This is a genomic window from Enterococcus sp. 7E2_DIV0204 (assembly GCF_002140855.1).
In the GTDB taxonomy this organism is placed as follows: Bacteria; Bacillota; Bacilli; order Lactobacillales; family Enterococcaceae; genus Enterococcus_L; species Enterococcus_L lemimoniae.
Genome location: NZ_NGKY01000001.1, coordinates 3,033,390 through 3,055,057 on the forward strand (window position 1 = coordinate 3,033,390; position 21,668 = coordinate 3,055,057).

At 37.4% G+C, this 21,668-nt stretch carries 20 protein-coding genes; 15 read left to right on the forward strand and 5 right to left on the reverse strand.

Annotated elements, in window-relative coordinates; genetic code table 11:
- Positions 1-12 precede the first annotated feature (12 nt).
- The 4 genes from A5819_RS14090 to A5819_RS14105 are packed head-to-tail and all read left to right on the forward strand — an operon-like array spanning position 13 to position 4,310.
- A complete protein-coding gene (locus A5819_RS14090) occupies positions 13-621 on the forward strand; it encodes an SIS domain-containing protein (RefSeq protein WP_086279379.1) in 609 nt (202 codons plus the stop codon).
- A 20-nt stretch (positions 622-641) separates the two neighbouring features.
- A complete protein-coding gene (gene dapA / locus A5819_RS14095; protein ID WP_086279380.1) occupies positions 642-1,535 on the forward strand; it encodes a 4-hydroxy-tetrahydrodipicolinate synthase in 894 nt (297 codons plus the stop codon).
- A gap of 13 nt (positions 1,536-1,548) precedes the next feature.
- Positions 1,549-2,187 carry a ketohydroxyglutarate aldolase gene (locus A5819_RS14100; protein WP_086279381.1) on the forward strand — a complete coding sequence of 213 codons (639 nt, stop codon included), beginning with the start codon at positions 1,549-1,551 and terminating at the stop codon, positions 2,185-2,187.
- Positions 2,188-2,228: 41 nt separating this feature from the next.
- Complete coding sequence (locus tag A5819_RS14105) at positions 2,229-4,310, forward strand: BglG family transcription antiterminator (protein ID WP_086279382.1); 2,082 nt, start codon at positions 2,229-2,231, stop codon at positions 4,308-4,310.
- Positions 4,311-4,463: 153 nt separating this feature from the next.
- Here A5819_RS14105 and yidA read toward each other — a convergent pair whose 3' ends face one another.
- Genes yidA through A5819_RS14125 form a run of 4 tightly spaced genes read right to left on the reverse strand, consistent with a single transcriptional unit; the run spans position 4,464 to position 7,885 of the window.
- Positions 4,464-5,270: a sugar-phosphatase gene (gene yidA, locus A5819_RS14110; protein ID WP_086279383.1), complete on the reverse strand. Its 807-nt coding sequence runs from the start codon at positions 5,268-5,270 to the stop codon at positions 4,464-4,466.
- 22 nt (positions 5,271-5,292) lie between these two features.
- Positions 5,293-6,663, reverse strand: a complete 1,371-nt coding sequence (locus A5819_RS14115) for an HD domain-containing protein (protein ID WP_086279384.1) — start codon at positions 6,661-6,663, stop codon at positions 5,293-5,295.
- Between the two features lie 21 nt (positions 6,664-6,684).
- The gene (locus A5819_RS14120) at positions 6,685-7,470 is read right to left on the reverse strand and encodes a lipoate--protein ligase family protein (RefSeq protein WP_254907316.1); all 786 of its coding nucleotides are present in this window, start codon (positions 7,468-7,470) and stop codon (positions 6,685-6,687) included.
- Between the two features lie 55 nt (positions 7,471-7,525).
- On the reverse strand, positions 7,526-7,885 hold the full coding sequence (locus tag A5819_RS14125; protein WP_086279386.1) for a hypothetical protein: 360 nt from the start codon (positions 7,883-7,885) through the stop codon (positions 7,526-7,528).
- 195 nt (positions 7,886-8,080) lie between these two features.
- Here A5819_RS14125 and A5819_RS14130 point away from each other — a divergent pair, with 195 nt between their 5' ends.
- The 11 genes from A5819_RS14130 (at position 8,081) to A5819_RS14175 (ending at position 19,031) form a co-directional block, all read left to right on the forward strand.
- Complete coding sequence (locus tag A5819_RS14130) at positions 8,081-9,079, forward strand: thiamine pyrophosphate-dependent dehydrogenase E1 component subunit alpha (RefSeq protein ID WP_086279387.1); 999 nt, start codon at positions 8,081-8,083, stop codon at positions 9,077-9,079.
- Positions 9,076-10,065 carry an alpha-ketoacid dehydrogenase subunit beta gene (locus tag A5819_RS14135; RefSeq protein WP_086279388.1) on the forward strand — a complete coding sequence of 330 codons (990 nt, stop codon included), beginning with the start codon at positions 9,076-9,078 and terminating at the stop codon, positions 10,063-10,065. Before A5819_RS14130 ends, A5819_RS14135 begins: the two co-directional genes overlap by 4 nt.
- Before the next feature lie 2 nt (positions 10,066-10,067).
- Entirely contained in the window at positions 10,068-11,009 is a 942-nt protein-coding gene (locus tag A5819_RS14140) for a sugar-binding transcriptional regulator (protein ID WP_086279389.1), read from the forward strand.
- A 362-nt stretch (positions 11,010-11,371) separates the two neighbouring features.
- Positions 11,372-11,806, forward strand: coding sequence for a DUF1934 domain-containing protein (locus A5819_RS14145; protein WP_086279390.1), 435 nt, complete (start codon positions 11,372-11,374; stop codon positions 11,804-11,806).
- A gap of 75 nt (positions 11,807-11,881) precedes the next feature.
- Positions 11,882-12,514 (forward strand): DNA-directed RNA polymerase subunit delta, encoded by a 633-nt coding sequence (gene rpoE / locus A5819_RS14150; RefSeq protein WP_176271434.1) that lies wholly within the window; start codon positions 11,882-11,884, stop codon positions 12,512-12,514.
- Between the two features lie 300 nt (positions 12,515-12,814).
- Complete coding sequence (locus A5819_RS14155; RefSeq protein ID WP_086279392.1) at positions 12,815-13,648, forward strand: PRD domain-containing protein; 834 nt, start codon at positions 12,815-12,817, stop codon at positions 13,646-13,648.
- Positions 13,649-13,669: 21 nt separating this feature from the next.
- Positions 13,670-15,652, forward strand: a complete 1,983-nt coding sequence (gene nagE / locus A5819_RS14160) for an N-acetylglucosamine-specific PTS transporter subunit IIBC (RefSeq protein WP_086279393.1) — start codon at positions 13,670-13,672, stop codon at positions 15,650-15,652.
- A gap of 388 nt (positions 15,653-16,040) precedes the next feature.
- On the forward strand, positions 16,041-16,358 hold the full coding sequence (locus A5819_RS14165) for a hypothetical protein (RefSeq protein WP_086279394.1): 318 nt from the start codon (positions 16,041-16,043) through the stop codon (positions 16,356-16,358).
- A 13-nt stretch (positions 16,359-16,371) separates the two neighbouring features.
- Positions 16,372-16,572, forward strand: coding sequence for a hypothetical protein (locus tag A5819_RS18995; protein ID WP_139843304.1), 201 nt, complete (start codon positions 16,372-16,374; stop codon positions 16,570-16,572).
- Positions 16,573-16,885: 313 nt separating this feature from the next.
- On the forward strand, positions 16,886-18,073 hold the full coding sequence (tuf, locus tag A5819_RS14170; protein WP_086279395.1) for an elongation factor Tu: 1,188 nt from the start codon (positions 16,886-16,888) through the stop codon (positions 18,071-18,073).
- Positions 18,074-18,155: 82 nt separating this feature from the next.
- Entirely contained in the window at positions 18,156-19,031 is an 876-nt protein-coding gene (locus tag A5819_RS14175) for a PhzF family phenazine biosynthesis protein (RefSeq protein WP_086279396.1), read from the forward strand.
- Between the two features lie 42 nt (positions 19,032-19,073).
- Here the strand turns inward: A5819_RS14175 and mprF are convergent, their stop codons facing one another.
- Positions 19,074-21,662 (reverse strand): bifunctional lysylphosphatidylglycerol flippase/synthetase MprF, encoded by a 2,589-nt coding sequence (gene mprF / locus A5819_RS14180; protein ID WP_086279397.1) that lies wholly within the window; start codon positions 21,660-21,662, stop codon positions 19,074-19,076.
- Positions 21,663-21,668: the final 6 nt, after the last annotated feature.

Here is a 21,668-nt window from a genome sequence, read left to right on the forward strand (position 1 = left end):
GGTTGAGATAAAATGGAAACACAAGAAACCAATCAAGTATTGCTTCGCTTTTTTGAAACTACATCTGGAGAAATCAATAAATTTATTCAAACAATATCAGTAGAACCTTTACTTGAAGCAAAGAAATTGATTCTTTCTTCAGAAAAACAAGGAGGGCGAGTCCACGTGACGGGGATCGGTAAGCCTGGTCATGTCGCTGAATACATTGCATCACTATTATCATCTACAGGCACACCAGCTTATTTTTTAGATGGTACAGAAGCAATCCATGGCTCTGCAGGACAAGTTCGATCTGGCGACATTGTACTTTCAATTTCAAATAGTGGTGAAACAGCTGAACTCAAAAAAACTGTTCAAACACTTAAAAATAATGGCGCTAAAATTATTTCTATTACAGGCAAAAAGAATTCTTGGCTCTCAAAAAATAGTGACTGCTTTTTGTTTGCTGGTGTAGAGCAAGAGGGCGATCCTTTAAATAAGCCACCTCGAGCTTCTATTTTGGTAGAAGTACTACTCCTTCAAGCGTTGAGCGTCTTATTACAGCAGGAAAAGGGGATCACCAATACAGAATACGTGAAGTGGCATCCAGGAGGAACTTTAGGGCAAAGTATTTTAACCTAGTAAAGAAAGGACGAACGATAATGAAAGCAGAAGGAATTATTACGGCGATGGTCACTCCCTTAGATAAGACGGATAAAATAGATGCTAGTGCCACCAAACAATTAGTTAATCGTTTGATCAATAAAAAAGTAAATGGTCTGTTTATCCTTGGAACGAATGGGGAATTTCATGTCTTAAGTGATTTAGAAAAGTTGCGGTTTGCTGAAATAGTGATTGCCGAGACTCGTGGTAGACTCCCTGTTTATGTAGGGACAGGAGGAAACAGTACGGACCAAGTCATTTCTTTATCCAAAGAAATGACAAGTCTTGGTGCAGATGCGCTATCTGTGATTACGCCATACTTTGTAGCGCCAACGGAAGTGGAATTGATCCAACATTATTTAACAATTGCCGAAGCGAATATCGCACCTATTTTACTCTATAATATACCTAAAAATACTAGAACGAATATTAGCCAACATGTAGTTGAGATGGTCGCTGGGCATCCAAATATTATCGGTATCAAAGATAGCAGCGGGAATATCGAAATGATCAAAGAATACTTAGCGATAGCTAAAAACCATGATTTTTCGGTTTTATCGGGATCTGATTCTTTGATATTATCTGGTTTAAAAGCTGGAGCTACAGGAGCCATTGCGGCTACTTCCAATGTTTTAACTGAAATCGATGTAGCTATTTATCGTCACTGGTTAGAAGGTGAAATAGAAAAAGCACAGGTGATGCAAGATAGTATAGAAGAATTTCGACGTATTTTAAAGCTAGGAACGATTCCATCGGTGTTAAAAGCTGCTATCTGTCATCAAGGTATCGCAGTTGGAACAGCACGCTTACCAGTTCAACCGCTGAGTGTCGAAGCATTATCTGAAGTAACACAGGTTATGGATCATTACACAGAAAAATTTGGGTCGTTATAGAGGAGGGCCAACCATGTTCCGAACAAATATATTAAATCGAATCGAAGCAACAAAGATTATGGCGATTGTCAGAGTAGAAACGCTAAAAAGAGCAATAGAAATTGCAGATGGCTGTCTAGCAGGTGGCGTAGATTGTCTAGAAATCAGCTATACATTACCAAATGCTGGTGAAATGATTAAACAGTTGAATGAACAATACCAAGAGAAATTATTGGTCGGTGCTGGAACTGTGTTAGATAGCGAAACGGCTAGATTGGCAATTTTAGCAGGAGCAAAATTCATTATTGCGCCAAACTATAATGAATCTGTTTGTAAACTTTGCAACCGATATCAAATTCCCTATATGCCAGGCTGTACTAGCGTAACGGAAATGCTGACGGCAATTGAAGCTGGCGCAGCAATGGTCAAAGCATTCCCAATTTCAAGCTACTATGGTCCGACCGTGATAGCAACATTAAAAACACCAACACCCTATCTGCCAATCATGTCATCTGGCGGTGCTAATTTAACGAATATTCATGAGTGGTTAGAAAGTGGCGTGGATTGTATAGGGGTTGGCAGTCTTTTGACGAAAGGCACTCAAGAAGAGATCATGGAAAATGCTAAACAACTAAAACAAGCTGTCATTAAACACAGAACACAAAAAGATTAGATCTACTATTAAAAAAAGTTGCTTTTGGAGGAGGGGATTGAATGACTGATGAGCGATCCAGAAAACTAATGAAACGTTTGATCGAACGTTCGATACATGAAATAAATGAATTAGCTACACAAACTGGTTTAACTAAAAGACAATTAGAATATTCGTTGGAAAAAATCAATGAATTGCTTGCATTAGAAACCGAAGCCAAATTAGTGATCGAAAATAATCGGATCATTTTAACCAACCAACTCCGAGAGCATTTTATTGCAATACTTTCAGACAAGACATATGCTAAAGGGTATTTGATGAATGCTTTTGAACGATCAAAATATCTGTATTTATTACTATTTTATTATGCAGATGAGTATCTTTCAATCAATCATTTTATCGAAGAACTCGGAGTTGGCAAGACAACGATCGTCAATGATCTGAAAAATTTAACAGTTGAGTTGGAAAGTAAAAATATTCAACTTGTTTATACAAGAAAAGATGGTTATCGATTATCAGGAAATGAAGAGCACATTCGCTATCATTTGATGAAAATGATTATTTTAGATTCAACTGAAAATAACACGGTCTTTATCTATGATCAGTTTATCGAAAAACATCACATTGAAACAGTCGAAGCAACGAAGCAACTGATTGAAGAATATACAACACAATATGGTCTTTCATTTGTAGAAAATCGCTTGATCGAATTTTTATATACATTTATTTTTCTAAAGAAACGACTACTGACAACCACAACTGTTTTTTATGACAAATTCCAATTGAATGCTTTGATTGCTATGAAGGAATATCAATTTTCCAAAAGTATTTTGGCCCAATCTGGCATTGAGGATGAGTCCGCTTATTTGTATCTTTGTGCGTGGATTTTAGGCTTGTCTGTTGGGCGTCCGAATGACTCTACTAAGGATTATGAAACGATTCTGGAACTTGTTAAGCGGATTATTTTACGTTTTGAAGCGATATCGGGTATTCGTTTTAATAATCAAGAGTTAGTAGTTCGCCAACTATATGCTCATCTGAGGCCAGCGTATTACCGTTTATATTTTAAGCTGCCGATTGTTAATCCGTTACATAATCGGATCAAAGATGAATATCATGAATTATTCAATATTGTTGAGGAAACATTAAAACCGATTGCTTCATTATTTGAACATCCGATTCCTGAAGACGAGGTTGCTTTTTTAACCATGCATTTTGCTTCTTTATGTTCAAATTTCGATGAATACACGACTTCTCAAAAGGTCGCGTTGATCGTTTGTCCAAATGGGATAGGGAGTTCATCAATTGTGTACACAGAGCTGAAATCTCTGTTTCCAGAGCTATCCTTTTTAGGCCCAGTCGAAACGAATGAGATTGAACGTCTGTCAGACTCTTATGATTTGATTTTTTCGACTGTTCCAAATATTCGACTTTTTTATACGAAGAAGCCTGTATATATTGTTAGTCCGATCATGAATACACAAGAAAAATATCGCTTGATCAGTGATGTATACACGCAAATCGGTAATTTTAATTTTAAGTTGCCAAGTGTTGGAAAAATTATGGAAATCATTCAACGACATACGGCTGTATTAGAAGGCTCTGCGCTAGAAAAAGAGTTATATGAGTACTTGATCAACCAAGATGAGCCGAGCCAATTGGATGATGGTGGTCCAAGTTTGTTTGAAATAACAGCTCCTGAATTGATTCAGTTAAATATACCTGCAAAAAACTGGGAAGAAGCGATTCGTTTTTCAGCAGCATCATTATTGAAAGAAGGACGGATTACCCGAAACTATATTGACACCATAATCGAAACTGCAAAAAAAGAAGGACCTTATATGGTGATATCTAAACATGTGGCGTTACCCCATGCTAGACCGATAGATGGTGTTGAGCAGTTAGGGATGAGTATCAGTGTCCTAAAACAGCCGATTCTATTCGGCAGTAAGGAAAATGATCCAGTCAAATATATATTTTGTTTAGCTGCTACAGAAAATAATCGACATTTAAACGCAATGGCGGAATTAGTTAATTTATTAGATGATCCTCAATTTTATTCTTTACTTGATACATGTCAAGATCCCTACGAGGTTTATCAATATCTAACTCAGAAGAAACGATCCTTAGTAGAAAACAACTAAGATGGCTACTAAAAAAAGCAGTTTGCAAAATAACTGCAAGCTGCTTTTTAATTTGAATCAAGGATGAGGTCGAGATAGAAGGGGGTATTCCGAGAACCAATTAGGGACTGTGTACCATGCTCGTACCTCGCTGTGTTTACAGCAATAAGACTATTACATATATTTTAGCAAAATTTCTGCAACACCGTCTTCATCATTACTTGTTGTTTGAATATCGGCTGCTTGCTTTACACTTTCAGTTGCATTGCCCATCGCAACACCAATACCAGCATACTCAATCATAGATAGATCATTTTCGTTATCACCAATCGCCATTGTTTCTGCTTGAGTAATCCCTAAATGTTCTGCAAGTTTTGCTAATGCATTGCCTTTGCTTGCTTCTTTATTTAAGATTTCATAGTAAAATTCAGTACTTTTGACGGTTGTATACTTATCGACAAACGTTTCAGGTAACTGCTTGATTGCCTTATCTAAAATAGCTGGTTCATCAATCATCATCATTTTAATGATCGACATATCTGATGTCATTTCTTCAACGGTTCGGTATTTAAGTGGCATATCTACTAGATAGGCTTCGTGTACTGTGTATTTACCAATATCACGATTGGCGGTGTAGATTGCTTGGTCATCAATCGTGTGCAAATGGACACCTGCTTTGCGTGACATCGCTTCGATTTCTAAAAAGTCATCATGGCTTAACCCATACTGAGAGATGATTTCATTTGATTTTGTTGCTTGGACTAGAGAACCATTGTAAGTAATCACGTAATCATTATCACCATACAAATCTAATTCGGCTAATTGCTCTTTAACGCCGGGTAAAGGTCGTCCCGTGCATAAAACAATATACATGCCATTTTCGTTAGCTCTTTGCAGTGTCTCTTTCACCTTAGGGCTGATTTTCCGGTTTGAATCTAGTAATGTTCCATCAATATCGATTGCAACTAATTTGACTGTCATAACTTCCTCCTGTAATAACTTCTTATTTTTTCCATTCAACTAATGCACCATTGTGAATATAGGCAGCAAATTCACGGTAAGTATCATCAAATAAATCATAATGTTGTTGTCTTTTAGGGTCAACCATTTCTTTTGGGAAATAAAAGCGTTCATCGATCTGCGTTTGACCTGCAAGCGCTGCGACTAGGTGACTGATTTTAGATAATTCAATTAAGGTACCATCTTTTTGCATGATTTCAATTTGTGTACGATGGCTATTTTTTTCTGGACGATAAAAGTCGTACGGTAGATCATAGCTTGAATTGATAGCAGTATAATATTTGGGATTATAACCGACCTTCTCGATCAAGGCTTGCAGGTGACGTATCGTCACAGAATCTTGATCGCCAGAAAACGTGACTGATTTTAGCGGTTTACGGATCAAGAAACGATTAGCCAAATCATTCAGAATTGGATCTGGTAAAGAAGTCCATTGCGTAAAGTAAGTGTTCAAGACACCATCATCTAATTTTAAATATTCCTGCAAAGAAAAATTCCCCTTAAAAAAAGGGACCAATAGTTGGGAATGCAGTTGATAGTCTTCAGGCTGTTGTTCATACAATTCCTTAGCACGATGAAGTAAATGATCTAAAATAACTTCCATTCCTCTGGAAACAGGGTGGAAATAGACCTGAACATACATTTGATAGCGACTGACAATATAGTCTTCAACCGCATGCATACCGTTCATGGCAAATGCCAGGCCATCTTTATAAGGGCGAATCACTCGTAAAATCCTTGTCAGGTCAAATGTTCCATATTCAGTTCCAGTAAAATAAGCATCTCGCAATAAGTAATCCATCCGATCGGCATCGATTTGACTAGAAATCATTTGAACAACTTGGGGATTCGGATATTTTTTAGTAATGACACTAGCCACTTTGTTTGGAAAATCAGCCGAAACACGATTCAATATTTGAAAAACTTCTGTTTCTGGTGAAGTAATGATTTCTACTGTGATCGCTTCATGATCCGTATTGAAGATATGTTCAAACGTATGAGAGTACGGGCCGTGACCGACATCGTGAAGTAAAGCAGCACAAAGCGTCACTAACCGTTCATTATCATCCCAACCATCCGATCCTATTCGCTCAGATGAATAATTACGTTGAAAAATATCACAAATACGGCGAGTAATTTCGTAGACGCCTAGAGAATGAGCAAAACGACTGTGTTCTGCGCCATGAAAGGTAAAAGAAGAGGTACCTAATTGTTTGATTCTCCGCAAACGTTGGACTTCTGCAGAATTGATTAGATCTAAGATAACTTGGTGTTGGACATGAATATAGTTATGGACAGGGTCTCTAAAAACTTTTTCGATTGGTAAAATTTGATATTTATATGGCGTTGGCATATTTTCACTCCTTATCGCTGGTCAGTCCAATAATTGGTTTCGCTGTTGCATTTTATTCATTTGTTTGCTGATTTCAGAAGTAAACCATTCAGATGTGAATAGTGTTGGTAGTGTTTGGTTATCAAATACGTTTGGTCTATTCTCAGCTAAGACAGCAAGCAATCGTTGTTTCACTTCTTGAACAGTTAGTGTTTTATGAAGCAAGTCTTCTAAATTTGCCATCACAGTTGGATCAACTGGAGGGTAGCCATTTTTACCAAAACTTTCAGGCAAACTGGCTTTATAAAAACGGCGAACACTTTCCCCACGCTTTTGTTGGTTACCATTGACACTGATATATAACATAATCGCCGTGCCATCTTTTACTCTTCGTTGAGCTGTCCCAGCAAATTTTTTACCGTTGATGCTCAAATCAAATGTACCAGGACAGTAAGACTCGCTGATTTCAAAAGCTTCAATAGAATGGTCAGAATCTTCAAAAGCCAATTTGGTCCAGTTCCACATAAGGGTATAGGCTTCATCAATGCTCATTTTTTTATTCGTAGGATTTGGTAGTATTAGTGAAACATTTAAAACACCCTCATCTGCAATGACACCTAAGCCGCCAGCATTTCTAATTACAACGTTATAGCCATCCTGTTTCAACGCAGTCAATCCACTGTTCAAATCAGCAACTCGAGTATCTTTCATACCAAGAATCATCGCTTGATCAAGTTGCCAAAAATGAATGATCGGCTGCTGATTGATCCCAGAGAATGTAGTTAAAACATCAGTCAAGGCAAAAGGTAGAAAATAATCTGGTTTCATCAATAATTCTTGATCATATAAAAAGACTGTATTGGTTGTGAATAATTCATTTAAATTAGTCATCTTGATTTTCATCCTGTTTTACGCGAGAAACGTAATCTTTCACTTCTTTATTCATTTGATTATATTCATTTGTAAAGCGCATTGGTTTACTAATGATCCGCATCGGCATAGTAGCTAAAAATTTACTGAAGTCTTGTCTAGCTTCTTCGGTTAAGCGCCCTGGCTTAGAAACTAAGCGTTCATATAAATAATGATAAAATTGATTCATTGCATCAATATCAATACTCATTTGGTTGTGACACTCAGTACATTCGATACTAGAAATGATCTCATTCATATATTGAATGTCATGGAGCGTTTCTTTTTGGCAATGCATACAAAATAACATCGCTTCTTCATCATGAAATAACATTTGTCTCCACCTCCATGTTCTATTATATACGATTTAAACCAAAAATCATGCAAATCTGAGCAGAAATGACTTGGAAAAGAGAGAATTTTTAAGGAAAACCAAAAATTGACGAGAAAATCTTGCTATCGCTTAAAGAAAACTATAGAATGTTTACATATGATTCGGGAGGGAACAATTGTAAAAAGGAGCGAGAAAATGAAACAAGTAACTGTAAAAGAGGAGCCAACCACATCAATTGATGAGCTAGAGGCATTAAAGAAAATGTGGCAAATACGAATTTTTGAAGAAACGCTTCAAGAACTTTTTGATGCTGGGGAGCTATACGGAACGATGCATTTGTGTATCGGACAAGAAGCAACGGCAGTTGGTGGCGCAAGTCTCTTAAATGAAAGCGACTGGATCGTTTCCACGCATAGAAATCACGGCCACTGCATCGCTAAAGGGACAGATATTAGAAGTATGTTTGCTGAGATGCTGGGGAAAAAAACAGGGACAAATGAAGGCAAAGGCGGCAGCATGCATATTGCAGATCTTGCAGTAGGAAATCTAGGCTCAAATGGTATCGTGGGCGCAGGCTTTCCTATTGCGGCAGGGGCAGCTTTGAGTGCCCAAATGCAAGGAACAAAACAAGTTGTCCTTTGCTATGCTGGAGATGGCGCGACCAATGAGGGTAGTTTTCACGAAGCTTTAAACTTGGCCTCTATTTGGCAATTACCAGTTATTTATTTCATTGAAAATAATCAATATGGAATGAGTAGTTCGATCGAACAAATGGTCAACATAGAGAAATTGTCTGAGCGTGGGAAAAGCTACGGTATCGAAGGTATAACGATTGATGGCAACGATCTATCAGTTGTCTCAAATACTGTTTCTGAAGCAGTGAAGAAAGCCAGAAACGGTGGTGGACCGACACTAATCGAAGCGTTGACCTATCGCCACAAAGGTCATTCAAAATCAGATAAGTTGAAGTACCGATCAGAGGATGAGTGTCGTCAGTGGCAAGAACACAATGACCCTATTTTACGCTTAGAAAAAAAACTGCTTGAACATAATGAAATTACAAGCAAGGGAATCAGACAGTTAGAACAATCGATCCGACAAGAAATGGCTGATTTAGTCGCCTCAGTAAAATTAGATGATGAGCCCACAAAAGCAGATTTATGGACTCATGTTTATGCGGAGGAAAAAATATGAGAACAGTCACGTATTTACAAGCAATCAATGAAGCACTAGATGAAGCGTTGGCACAAGATGATCAAGTGTTTCTTTTAGGTGAAGATATTGGGGTATATGGTGGCGGCTTTGGTGCCACCAGCGGACTTCAAGAAAAATATGGAAAACAACGTGTTCGTGATACACCGATCTCTGAGAGTGCTATTGCAGGTGCTGCGGTAGGCGCGGCTATGACCGGTATGCGTCCCATAATCGAATTACAATTTTCTGATTTTATTACTGTGGCAATGGATCAGTTGGTCAATCAAGCAGCGAAAATCCATTATATGTACGGTGGAAAAGCGAATGTTCCCCTTGTAATGCGGACAGCAGCTGGATCAGGTACAGGAGCTGCGGCTCAACACTCTCAAAGCTTGGAAAATTGGATGGCACATATTCCAGGCTTGAAAGTAATCCAACCAACTACGCCCTACGATGCAAAAGGCTTGCTTCACGCTGCAATAAAAGACAATAACCCTGTTATGTTTTATGAACACAAACTATTATATCAAGCGGAGGGCGTCGTACCAGCAGAATCTTACACGATACCGATCGGTGTGGCTGATGTTAAACGAGTAGGGAATGATGTTACGATTATTGCGACAGGGATCATGGTCAGTAAATCTTTAGCCGCTGCTGAAATCGTAAAAGAAAAAGGAATTTCAGTGGAAGTCATTGATCCAAGAACTTTGGTTCCCTTAGATAAAGAAACACTATTAACTTCAGTCGAAAAAACGAATCGAGTAATCATTGCAACAGAAGCAGTTAAAAATAGCGGATTTAGTGGTGAACTAGTTTCAATCATCGCCGAGTCTAAAATCAGTCTGAAGTTGAAAGCACCAATCGTCCGATTAGGCGGGGAATTTGTACCAATGCCTGCTCAAAAAACGTTAGAGGCCCATGCAATACCTCAAATCGATTCGTTAGTTCAAGCCGTGGAACAACTAATGAAAGAGGTTGACAATTAACGATGAAAATTAGTGAAGATCGTAGAAAAATGTTGAAAATCGTCACGATGTATTACGAGCAAGGGTTGACACAAGCCATAATTGCTAAAAAAATGGGGATCTCTCGACCAGTTATATCAAAAATTTTACAACAGGCAAAAGAATCAGGGGTTGTTTCCATTTCAATCAAGGATGAATCTGCATATGCGGTTGAGTTAGGGTTGCGTCTTGAGCAAAAATACCAACTTGATGACGTAATCGTAGTTCCTACAAATGAACAAAAACAAAGTCAATCAGTCAAAAAAGAGGTCAGCCGAATTGCGGCATTTTATCTTAAAGAACGATTGAATGTCGAGATGAACATCGGTTTATCATGGGGTACAACACTAGCAGATATGATTGATGAGATGCCCTATTCTTCATTTCCAACAATCAACATTGCTCCTTTAGTCGGTGGTGTCTCTAGTGAGCATCTTTACTTTGATACAAACCATTTAGTTTTCAGATTAGCTGAAAAGCTCAATAGTCGTTGCCAGTATTTTTATGCCCCAGCATTAGCTGAAAGTATTGAATTGGCTACAGTTTTAAATAAGTCTCAATTGGTTAGTAAAGCTCTGGAGCAAGCAAAGCATGTTGACTTTGCGATTATCGGCGTAGGAAATCCAAATGAAAGCTCTACTTGGAAACGACTTGGATATATCGAAGCAAATGAATTACAGATTATTAAAGAAACAGGGGTCAAAGGGGATGCTGTAGCATCCTTATTTGACAAAAATGGCCAAACAGTCAACAATGAAATAAGCCAGCGAATGTTAGGCATTAAGGTAGAGGATTTAGTCAACATACCAGATGTAATGGTGATTGGTTGCGGTGAGGAAAAAGCAGAGGGCATCAAACCATTATTGATTGGGCGCTGTTGTTCTATTTTAGTTATTGATCAAACGATTGCGGAAGCTTTGGCTTGAAATCGTGCGGAAAAAGGATAGAATGTACTAAGGATAAAAGTGTTATGGTTCATTTTTCCTATTTTCCTGTCAGAGCTGGATGAGCCCGCTACGCTTTTAATTCTATCTAGCTTCACGGACTAGTCTCTCGGAAAAAAGATAAATCATGAACGAGGTAAAAAACATCTCAGTCATGATTTCCTATTTTTCAGTCGAGCCAGAACGAGTCCGCTATGCTTTTAATTCTATCTAGGTTTATAGGCTAGACTTTCGAAAAAAAGACAAAAATGAAGTGTGACCCAAAGCGTCACAATTCATTTTTCCTATTTTTCTGTCAAGTCTAAACGAGCCTATTCACCTTTTAACTTAAGGAGAGTGTTCTAATGGATTTATCACAAGGAACGCCAGTATCTATTCAATTGAAAACAGTTGTGGATCAAGCTGGTGAGAAAAAGAATTTTTATTTTGATTTAGAAGGTCAAATCGTAAAGATTGGCGATACTTTGTATATTCGCTACAAAGAGGAACAGGAAGAGGGCGAACCTGTACCTGTAACAATCAAAGTTGAGCCAGACGGTAAGATTCAATTGATTCGGGCAGGTGGTCTGAGAATGCGTTTGAAATTTGCTTATCAGGAACGTTTGGAAACGAGCTATAAAACACCTTATGGGCTATTCCAAATCACGACTTTTACCCGTAATTTACGTTTTAGTTTGAAAGATCAGCCAGTTGCTGGTAGTATTTTGATTGATTATGATTTATGCTCTCAGGCAGAAAAAATAGGGGAATATCATTTAGAACTAGAATTTACTACTTAATTATGCAATAATCAATTGATTTTTTCTTCATGTTTTTGTATGATAAGGAGTAGACTGTGAAAGGACGTGTACCGTTTGGAAATTAATGTATTTGACGGGTTGAACAAAGATGAATTATCCATGATCGAAGTTGCGCACGCAATTTTAGAACAACGTGAAGATGTGATGGACTTCTCTGATTTAGTAAACCAAATTCAAAACTATCTTGGAAAATCTGACAGCGAAATTCGTGACTCTTTAGCACAATTTTATACTGACTTAAATATTGATGGCAGTTTTATCTCTCTTGGAGATAACCGTTGGGGCTTGCGCTCATGGTATCCAATCGATTCTATCGACGAAGAAGTAACACATGGTTTGGATGAAGATGAAGAAGACAAACCTCGCCGTAGAAAACGTAAGAAAGTCAACGCCTTTATTATTGATGCCAATGATGAAGATGTGATCGACTACAACGATGATGATCCGGAAGATGCTGAATTAACGGATGAAGACGATGACGATATTCTTTATGATGATGACGACGATGAAGAAGATGAAGAGATCAAAGCTTATAATTCAGACCTGCAAGAAATCGGTGCAGATTCTGATGACGAAGAAGAAGAGTTACCAGGAATTGAAGAAGATCTGACCATTATTGATGAAGATGATGTGGATGATGACTTCGATGACGAAGATGAATATGCCGATCCTGAAGAAGAAGCATAAAATGTAACAGGAGTGGTCTCGTTTAGAGACTACTCTTTTTTTCTGTCTAAACTATAAATTGATGGATTTTTGAAATAAGAAGAAAAAATGAATCAAAATGATTGACAAATGGTCTATATCTTTGTAAACTATCACTGTTAACAAAAACAAATAGCGTTTTCATGTGACTAGATAATACTAGGCATGGAAGAATTTCAAATAAATATGATATACTCATATTTTGACGGGATTGTTCTATGCTTTTTTTGTTGTCTTGGTGCAAGTTAGCGGACAATCTACTTCTGCAGAAGAGGAATGTTTATGAAAATTAAAAAGGTGCTCAATCAAAATGCTGTACTCGTCATCGACAAAGAACAAGAAAAAGTAGCTGTTGGCAAAGGCGTGGGCTTTAACAAAAAGAAAAATGATTTGTTATCCCCACAACAAGTGGAGCGAATGTTTGTGATGGAACCTGAAGGCTTGAAAAAGCTTCAAGTTTTATTATCACAAATCGATGAAAAGTATTTTTTTGTCACAGAAGAAATCATTGCTCATGCTGAGACGATTCTTGGTGAAAAGCTGAATGAACATATCAATATTGGTTTAAGTGATCATATTGCGTTTGCAGCTGAAAATATCCAAAATAATATCATTGTGCGAAATAAGCTTTTAAATGAAATCGAGATTCTTTATACAGAAGAGTTCTCAATAGCACAGTGGGCGGTGGATTATTTGACGCAAACGTTAGAAATTCCATTTAGTTATGATGAAGCAGGCTACATTGCGATCCATATTCATAGTGCTCGTAGTGGTCGTACGGATAATAGTAAAAGTATTCGTGAGGTCACAATCGTTTCAGAAATTATTCATTTAATCGAGCAGGAATTAGGAATCAACATCCATGATGAAAAGATGAGTCTGAGTTATTCGCGACTAGTGAATCATTTACGATTGTTTATTCACCGTTTTCAACAAAGTCAGTATGCAGTGTTAGACGATGAGATTTTGGATGTCGTAAGGAAGAAATACGCAGAAAGTTATGAGATATCGAAAAAAGTTCAAGTTTTGTTAATGAGAAATTTTCACTATCAAGTACCAAACGAGGAATTAGGTTATCTAGCTATTCATATTGAACGGCTGAAGATGATCAAATAAAAGACAAGGGGAGATACAAAAATGAAAGCATATATGCAAAGAATGGGACGCTCATTGATGCTTCCTGTAGCTGTATTACCAGCTGCAGCAATTTTAATGGGTATTGGGTATTGGATTGATCCAAACGTAATGACAGGTTTAGGCGATCCAAATTTTCTATCTGTTTTTCTAGTTAAAGCCGGTGGCGCAATTATTGATAATCTACCTGTTTTATTCGCAGTAGGTTTAGCATTAGGCATGTCTAAAGATAAAGATGGTGCGGCAGCACTCAGCGGACTGGTGGCGTTTTTAGTTGTAACAACGTTACTTTCAACTGCTACTGTTGGTGCTATGAAAGGTATTCCAGTAGAACAAGTAGATCCTGCATTTGCTAAAATTGAGAATGCATTTATCGGGATTTTATCTGGGTTGATTGCTGCATCTATGTACAATCGATTTAGTCAGGTGAAATTACCGATGGCGCTATCATTCTTTAGTGGTAAGCGATTAGTACCAATTATGACAGCATTAGCAATGTTAGTAGCTTCTGGCGTATTGTTCTTCTTATGGCCAGTTGTTTTCTCTGGATTAGTCGCTTTTGGTGAGTCTATTTCAAAATTAGGTGCTGTAGGTGCTGGTCTTTATGGATTCTTTAACCGTTTATTGATTCCAACAGGATTACATCACGCATTAAACTCAGTATTCTGGTTTGACGTTGCAGGTATCAATGATATTGGAAACTTCTTATCAGGTACTGGTGAAAAAGGAATTACTGGTATCTATCAAGCAGGGTTCTTCCCAATGATGATGTTTGGTTTACCAGCAGGTGCATATGCAATTTATCGTAATGCACGTCCTGAAAAGAAAAAAGCAACTGCTTCATTGATGATCGCAGCAGCTTTTGCATCATTCTTTACAGGTATTACTGAACCATTAGAATTCTCATTTATGTTTGTTGCATGGCCTTTATATGTTTTACATGCTATTTTGACAGGTATTTCACTATTTATTTCTGCAATTTTCCATTGGACAGCAGGTTTTGCATTCAGTGCTGGTTTGGTCGATTTCGTGTTAAGCCTACGTAATCCTATTGCAAATCAACCATATATGTTAATTGTTCAAGGTTTAGTTATGGCTGTTCTTTACTTCTTCGTATTTGATTTTGCAATCAAAAAATTCAACTTGATGACTCCAGGTCGTGAAGAAGGTGAAGGCGAAGAAACACCAGATATCGATACAACTGGTGACAATAAATTTGCAGTATTAGCAAGCAAGATCTATCAAGGTCTTGGTGGCGATGCAAATGTTACGTCTATCGACAACTGTACAACTCGTTTACGTTTAACTGTAAGTGATACAAGTAAAGTTGATCAAGCAAAAATTAAAGCAACTGGCGTTCCAGGTGTGAAAGTAATCGATGATACAAATATTCAAGTAATCGTCGGAACTGAAGTACAATTCGTAGCGGATGAAATGAATAAAATCCGTAACGGCGCAGCACCAATTTCAGGTGAACCTGCAAAAAAGCCTGAGGTGAAAGCCGAAGCTCCCAAAGTAACTGCAAAAGAAACGGAATTATACGCAGTTGCCAACGGAAAAGTTATTCCAATTTCAGAAGTACAAGACGATGTTTTTTCCGTGAAAATGATGGGTGACGGTTTTGCGGTCATTCCAACTGATGGTGAAGTAACAACTCCTGTTGCTGGTAAAATTACAAGTATTTTCCCAACAAAACATGCTTTAGGAATCCAAACTGATTCAGGTATTGAAGTATTGTTGCACATGGGCTTAGATACAGTTGAATTAAAAGGTGCGCCTTTTACTTTACATGTTGAAGAAGGTCAAGTCTTGAAACAAGGCGATAAAATTGCAACAATCGATCTAGCAGCGTTAGAAACTGCTGGTAAAAAATCTGATCTAATCGTTGTTTTCACTAACCAAGATGTGGTTGAAAACTATGATCTTTCTAAAGGAAATCAAACAGTATCTGCCAATGATTCTATTGGTAAAGTGACTGTGAAATAAGAAAAGAAAGACTATCTGAGAGTAATCTCGGATAGCTTTTTTCTTTCTATTGATTTATTTTTTTCTATGATATGGTTAGATTGTACTTGTTTTATGTTACCTAGCTACACGGGCTAGTGCTTTGCTCTAATCCCATCAATTTCTATAAGATAAAGCTCCAAGAATTGAAGCTCTTAGGAAAAAAGATAAAAGTGAAATGTGACAAAAAACGTCACAGTCAATTTTTTCTATTTCACTGTCAGAGCTAAACAAACCCGCTAGGCTTTTAAAATAGGAGGAGATCATCTTGCATGAATAACGCTGGACACAAAGAAGTGCCAGTTGATGATCATACGGTTTCTTTGTGTCATATTGGGTAAATATGATAAAGATGAAGGAGCAAAATCACATGATTATTATTAAAGGGAACAATCCAAGGAAAATCGACAAAATTTGGGAATTAGTCAAGAAAGATCACACAGTAAAGAAAATTGCAATTATTGGGTACCCTGGAGCAATTCCACATAATTTTATTCGTGCAAAACAAATGCCTGCATATGAAACAATAACAAAACAAAACGCACTTGATGATTTAACGCGTTTTTTAAGAGAGACAAAGGATCGATTTGAAGCAATTATTCTCTATATTGATTGTGAATCTCATTTAATAGAGTCAATAAAGGAAGCAACCAAGTCTTATAAAGAACAGTTTATCTTAACTGTTTAAGATGAAAAGGTGTATGAACAAGTGGTTAATGGAGAATAAAGGTGGTAATGGTATGAATGACAATACAGAACAATTAGTAGGATTGATTGAAAAATTTCAAACGGAAGATCTTTCATTAGATGAGGCAATTGAACTTCGACGACTATCAGCAGAATTTGCTAATGTTTGCGGCGAAGCAGTTGAAATCAAGATGGATCATTTTTATAGAAAGTAAACATTTTAAAGAAGTGACGGAGTGAAAAGTGAAAGAGGTTAGGACAGAAGTGTTTAACTCCGAGAACCAGGAAGAAGTCGGTTCTGTCTTCACCGTTTATTCGGATACGAAGAGCCTGAAACATAACTTTTTGAGTTATGTCTCAGGCTCTTTCTTTTTTCATTATTCTCTAAGTAACGTTACTTATAAATAGTAAGCAAATAAGTTGTATATTTTTTTTGAAGGTATATAATAACACCATAAAGGTCAGAAATGGTCAATAAACGAATGATCACCTACTTAGCCTTTAACCCAAATAGGAGGTTTGTAAATTATGGCAAAACAACATTATGACAGAAGTAAACCACATGTAAATATCGGCACAATTGGACATGTCGATCATGGGAAGACAACATTGACTGCTGCGATCACCACAGTATTAGGGAAAAAAGGCCTAGCAAACCCGCAAGACTATGCTAGTATTGACGCAGCCCCAGAAGAACGTGAACGTGGAATTACAATTAATACCTCACATGTTGAGTATGAAACTGAAGCACGCCACTATGCTCATATTGATGCACCAGGACACGCAGATTATGTGAAAAATATGATTACAGGTGCAGCTCAAATGGATGGTGCGATTTTAGTCGTATCTGCAACAGATGGTCCAATGCCGCAAACGAGAGAACATATCTTGTTATCTCGCCAAGTTGGGGTGAAATATTTGATCGTCTTTCTTAATAAAACTGATCTAGTGGATGATGATGAATTGATCGACCTAGTTGAGATGGAAGTTCGTGAGTTGTTAAATGAGTACAATTTCCCAGGTGATGACACACCGATCATCAAAGGTTCTGCTTTAAAAGCATTACAAGGTGATCCAACTGCAGAAGCGGCAATCATGGAATTGATGGACACTGTAGATGAATATATTCCAACGCCAGAAAGAGATACAGACAAACCACTGTTGTTACCAGTGGAAGATGTCTTTTCAATCACAGGTCGAGGAACTGTAGCATCTGGTCGAATCGATCGTGGAAAAGTAAATGTTGGGGATGAAATCGAAATCGTAGGGATCAAACCCGATACGCAAAAAGCAGTTGTTACAGGAATCGAAATGTTCCGTAAAACATTAGACTACGGTGAAGCAGGCGACAATGTTGGTATGCTTTTGAGAGGAATCACTCGTGATGAAATTGAACGTGGTCAAGTAATTGCAAAACCAGGATCCATTACGCCTCATACAAAATTTATTGCCGAAGTTTATGTATTAACAAAAGAAGAAGGCGGACGACACACACCATTCTTCACAAATTACCGTCCACAATTTTATTTCCGTACAACCGATGTAACGGGAGTCGTGGAGCTACCAGACGGCGTTGAGATGGTCATGCCAGGTGACAATATTACGATTGATGTAGAATTGATCCATCCAATCGCAGTAGAGCAAGGAACAACTTTTTCAATTCGTGAAGGTGGACGAACAGTCGGCTCAGGTATTGTGACTGAAATAGAAAAATAAATAAAAAAGAATCTTTGATGCTATTTATCGGAGATTCTTTTTTTATGCTATACTATTTGACAAAAAGCAAGGAGTTAAAAAAATGAAGTGTAAGGTTGTACAAATAGATGCATTTACAACAATTGCTGGACAAGGGAATCCAGCTGGAGTCGTCTTCGAAGGTGATAAATATACGACTGAAGAAATGCAGAAAATCGCTAAGAAAGTTGGTTTTAACGAGACAGTATTTATTTGTAAAAGTGAAAATAAAGCAGCTACGTTAAAATTAAGATATTTTACGCCAGGTCATGAAACACCACTCTGCGGACATGCGACAATAGGTGCGATTTTCGCTTTATACAGTGGAGCAGAAGACCAACAGTTACAAATCGAGACAGGAGCCGGAATTCTGCCAATAGTATATGAGAAAACGGGGCAAAGAATTACAATGAACCAGGCAAAGCCAACATTCATTGATTTTCAAGGAGATCCATTAGCACTTTGTCAAAACCTGGGCATTAAAACGATTGATCTGCATCCAACTTTACCTATTCAGTACGGAAATACTGGCTCATGGACCTTGATTCTACCAGTAGTGGATGCAACGATTTTAGATAAAATGAACCCAAAACCGTCAATGTTTCCAGATATTTTAACAGAGATGCCTAAATCATCGATCCATCCATTTTCGATTGTTTCAGAACAGGAAGCAATGTTCACTGCCAGACATTTTTCCTCACCGTTTTCTGGAACGACAGAAGATTCAGTTACAGGAACAGCCTCCGGAGTGATGGGGGCTTATGCATTGAATCATTTATACAAGCATGACCAAAAGAAAGAAATCAGCGTCTCACAAGGAAAACACGTTAAAAGTGAAGGAACCGTTTTAGTACAGGTTAGTCGAGATGAAGAAGTTGGGCACCAGGTCAGTATTTCAGGTACCGCGACTCTAAATAAAGCATTTGACATAATTATATAAAACAGAGGAGAACTAGATGATTTTAGTTCTCCTCTGTTCATTTTATCGTTGATATCTATTTCTAAGAATCCGACGAACCCCATGTATTTTTCGTTGTTTTTCAATTGGAGCGTTGTCTATGATCAATAAAGCAATCATCACGTAGGCAATAAAACTGTCTCTTGAATACAGAGTATATCTAGATACCCACTCAGTAGCGTATTTTTCTTTATAATCACGTAATCCTTGGAATGAATAAAAACGTGAACCAAATTCATAAACAAGATACGCAATTCGTTCTTGGATAAAACTTTTTTTAGATGTTCCTACATTGGATAAAGGTGCCATACCTAAATTGAAGTAGTTGAATCCTTCCTCGTTCATATAGTTGAATAAAGAAATAAATAAATAATCCATCACCCCAGAAGGTGCTTTTTTACTATAACGCATCAAGTCGATCGTACCTTCTTCTTTGGTATACGTAGGCATGATATTTGCGAAGGCAATAATGTGATTCTCTTGATTTTTTGCAACCGCGATTTTACCACGTTGTAAGTAACTCTCAGAAAAGAATCCCAACGAGAAGCCTTTTTCCTTACGGCTACCTAGCCACTCGTCAGAAACTTGTCGTAACTCGCTCATAAGTTCCTTAGTAAAAGGCGGGGAGAGCACTTCGAAGCGATAATCTTCTTTTGTAAAACGATTCATGACGGCTCGCTCACTTTTCATTTTCTTCCCTGATAATGTGAAATTAGGGAGGTCAACGTGCGCTTCTTCACCCATTTTGATAAAGTCATAGCCAAATTCATGTAAAAACATCACCACTTCTTCAGAGGCCTCATAGAATACAGGAAGATAGCCCCAAAGGTCTGCCTCATTGATGAACTGTTCCACGGCAATTGAGAAGTCTTCTTTTTTACCAGAAGGATCACCCATTACAACGCATTTATTATTTAGGGTTTTAAATTGTAACAACACAGTATCTTCACCATTTTGGTCTGTATAGATATACATATCTTTATCTTTAAGAAAAATTAGTTGACTATCGGTATTTCCTCCGTAAATCGTTAACAGATGCATTGCTCGTTCTTCATCCAATGGAAGCCCGATTTTATGGCGTTTCCCTTCAAGATAACGAATGAATAAGTAACTAAATAGTGTTACTAGTAAAATACCTACAAAACCCGAAAACCAAATTTTTTCTGATGGAAACAAAAAGAACTCAATAAAATGATGTTTGCGGTGAGGGAATGTCGGTAGATTATATACGCCGATGACGATATATAAGATAGTCAACGCAAGAAAGATAATTCCATCGATGGTCACCATTTCCCATGAGTATACAAGTTGTTCTCTAAATAGTTCTCTCTTTGAAAATACAATGATCACGAGCAAAAGTGTCAGAAAAATGATTACACCCCAACTAAAATCTTTGATAAAGGTGTAAATCAATGTGACTAAAATTAACCCAATCGTTGGAAGATAAGCCCGTTTGACCCGAGCCGCAATTCCTCGTCCTGTGATCAATAATAAAAAACCAAGCAAAATCGCAGGAAGCTGTGTAATCAAGTGAAACGAGAGGGGATTTAACTGTTTTAACCACTTAAAGTGACTGAATGCCTCAGGAATCGTTGCGGAAAGAACAATCATAACACCAGAAAAATACATCAGGAAAACAACAAATTTATGTGCTAATTCCGTTGATAGCTCTCTTGGAATCCCAGAATAACGTGTATTCAAACTGTGACTTAGATTTTTTATAAAGAAAATGGCACCGATCATAAAAGGAACAATGTAGTAGAATAAGCGATAAAGTAAAATCCAAGCAATCACAACTTCTCGATCGATTCCTAATGCTGATAGACCAATAATCATCATAATATCAAAACTACCTAATTCACCTGGAATCATTGATACGATCCCAATTACGGAAGCAGCGATGAAAAGGGGCATAACTTGCAGTGGGTTCATTTTAACACCCATCAACATACCGATCAGTAAGAAGCTACCTAAAACACCTGTCCATTCTAAAAAAGACGTTAAAATAAGACCAGTACGTGTTTTAGTATCAATATCACCAATATATTCATCTTTTCTAAGCAAACTTGCAATCAAAACAACAGGAAAATACAAGCCGCCGCCAATCAGCCAAATCCAATATTGTTGCAAATAATCATTGGTATGACCAAACATAACTAGAAAAAAGGCAAGTAAGCTGTAAATAGATAAACCTGACATAAGAAAAACCAAAATTTTTGAAAGTGCTCGAACAACTGATTTTCCGTCTTTTTCTTTCCCATAAAACTCTGAGCGTAAGCCAATGCTGATCAAACCGCCAAATCCAGCAATATTATTGATCGTATTGATCATCCAACTACTTTCTAGGAGGAAAAGTCTTTTTGGTTTTTGTTTTAAAATATTATTTAAGATCACGTCATAGCCAATCATAGGAAGAACCGCAATTAGACCAATTAAAAACATGAGTAAGACTTTCCATAACGCAATATCCTGAAAAATGGCCGTTAATTGACTAAGCGAGATCGTTTTACTGATCGATAGTAATTCACGAATAATAATAATCACAACTGAAAAAATAAAGATACTTTTAAAATAGCTGACATGGTCTTTCACCCATTGTAGTATTTTTTTCATGCAATA

What these genes read in the sequence shown, in the direction of transcription:
- A5819_RS14090 (WP_086279379.1), top strand. Translation starts at nt 13, where the DNA reads ATGGAAACACAAGAAACCAATCAAGTATTGCTTCGCTTTTTTGAAACT.
- dapA (WP_086279380.1), top strand. Translation starts at nt 642, where the DNA reads ATGAAAGCAGAAGGAATTATTACGGCGATGGTCACTCCCTTAGATAAG.
- A5819_RS14100 (WP_086279381.1), top strand. Translation starts at nt 1,549, where the DNA reads ATGTTCCGAACAAATATATTAAATCGAATCGAAGCAACAAAGATTATG.
- A5819_RS14105 (WP_086279382.1), top strand. Translation starts at nt 2,229, where the DNA reads ATGACTGATGAGCGATCCAGAAAACTAATGAAACGTTTGATCGAACGT.
- yidA (WP_086279383.1), bottom strand. Translation starts at nt 5,270, where the DNA reads ATGACAGTCAAATTAGTTGCAATCGATATTGATGGAACATTACTAGAT.
- A5819_RS14115 (WP_086279384.1), bottom strand. Translation starts at nt 6,663, where the DNA reads ATGCCAACGCCATATAAATATCAAATTTTACCAATCGAAAAAGTTTTT.
- A5819_RS14120 (WP_254907316.1), bottom strand. Translation starts at nt 7,470, where the DNA reads ATGAAACCAGATTATTTTCTACCTTTTGCCTTGACTGATGTTTTAACT.
- A5819_RS14125 (WP_086279386.1), bottom strand. Translation starts at nt 7,885, where the DNA reads ATGTTATTTCATGATGAAGAAGCGATGTTATTTTGTATGCATTGCCAA.
- A5819_RS14130 (WP_086279387.1), top strand. Translation starts at nt 8,081, where the DNA reads ATGAAACAAGTAACTGTAAAAGAGGAGCCAACCACATCAATTGATGAG.
- A5819_RS14135 (WP_086279388.1), top strand. Translation starts at nt 9,076, where the DNA reads ATGAGAACAGTCACGTATTTACAAGCAATCAATGAAGCACTAGATGAA.
- A5819_RS14140 (WP_086279389.1), top strand. Translation starts at nt 10,068, where the DNA reads ATGAAAATTAGTGAAGATCGTAGAAAAATGTTGAAAATCGTCACGATG.
- A5819_RS14145 (WP_086279390.1), top strand. Translation starts at nt 11,372, where the DNA reads ATGGATTTATCACAAGGAACGCCAGTATCTATTCAATTGAAAACAGTT.
- A5819_RS14155 (WP_086279392.1), top strand. Translation starts at nt 12,815, where the DNA reads ATGAAAATTAAAAAGGTGCTCAATCAAAATGCTGTACTCGTCATCGAC.
- nagE (WP_086279393.1), top strand. Translation starts at nt 13,670, where the DNA reads ATGAAAGCATATATGCAAAGAATGGGACGCTCATTGATGCTTCCTGTA.
- A5819_RS14165 (WP_086279394.1), top strand. Translation starts at nt 16,041, where the DNA reads ATGATTATTATTAAAGGGAACAATCCAAGGAAAATCGACAAAATTTGG.
- A5819_RS18995 (WP_139843304.1), top strand. Translation starts at nt 16,372, where the DNA reads ATGAACAAGTGGTTAATGGAGAATAAAGGTGGTAATGGTATGAATGAC.
- tuf (WP_086279395.1), top strand. Translation starts at nt 16,886, where the DNA reads ATGGCAAAACAACATTATGACAGAAGTAAACCACATGTAAATATCGGC.
- A5819_RS14175 (WP_086279396.1), top strand. Translation starts at nt 18,156, where the DNA reads ATGAAGTGTAAGGTTGTACAAATAGATGCATTTACAACAATTGCTGGA.
- mprF (WP_086279397.1), bottom strand. Translation starts at nt 21,662, where the DNA reads ATGAAAAAAATACTACAATGGGTGAAAGACCATGTCAGCTATTTTAAA.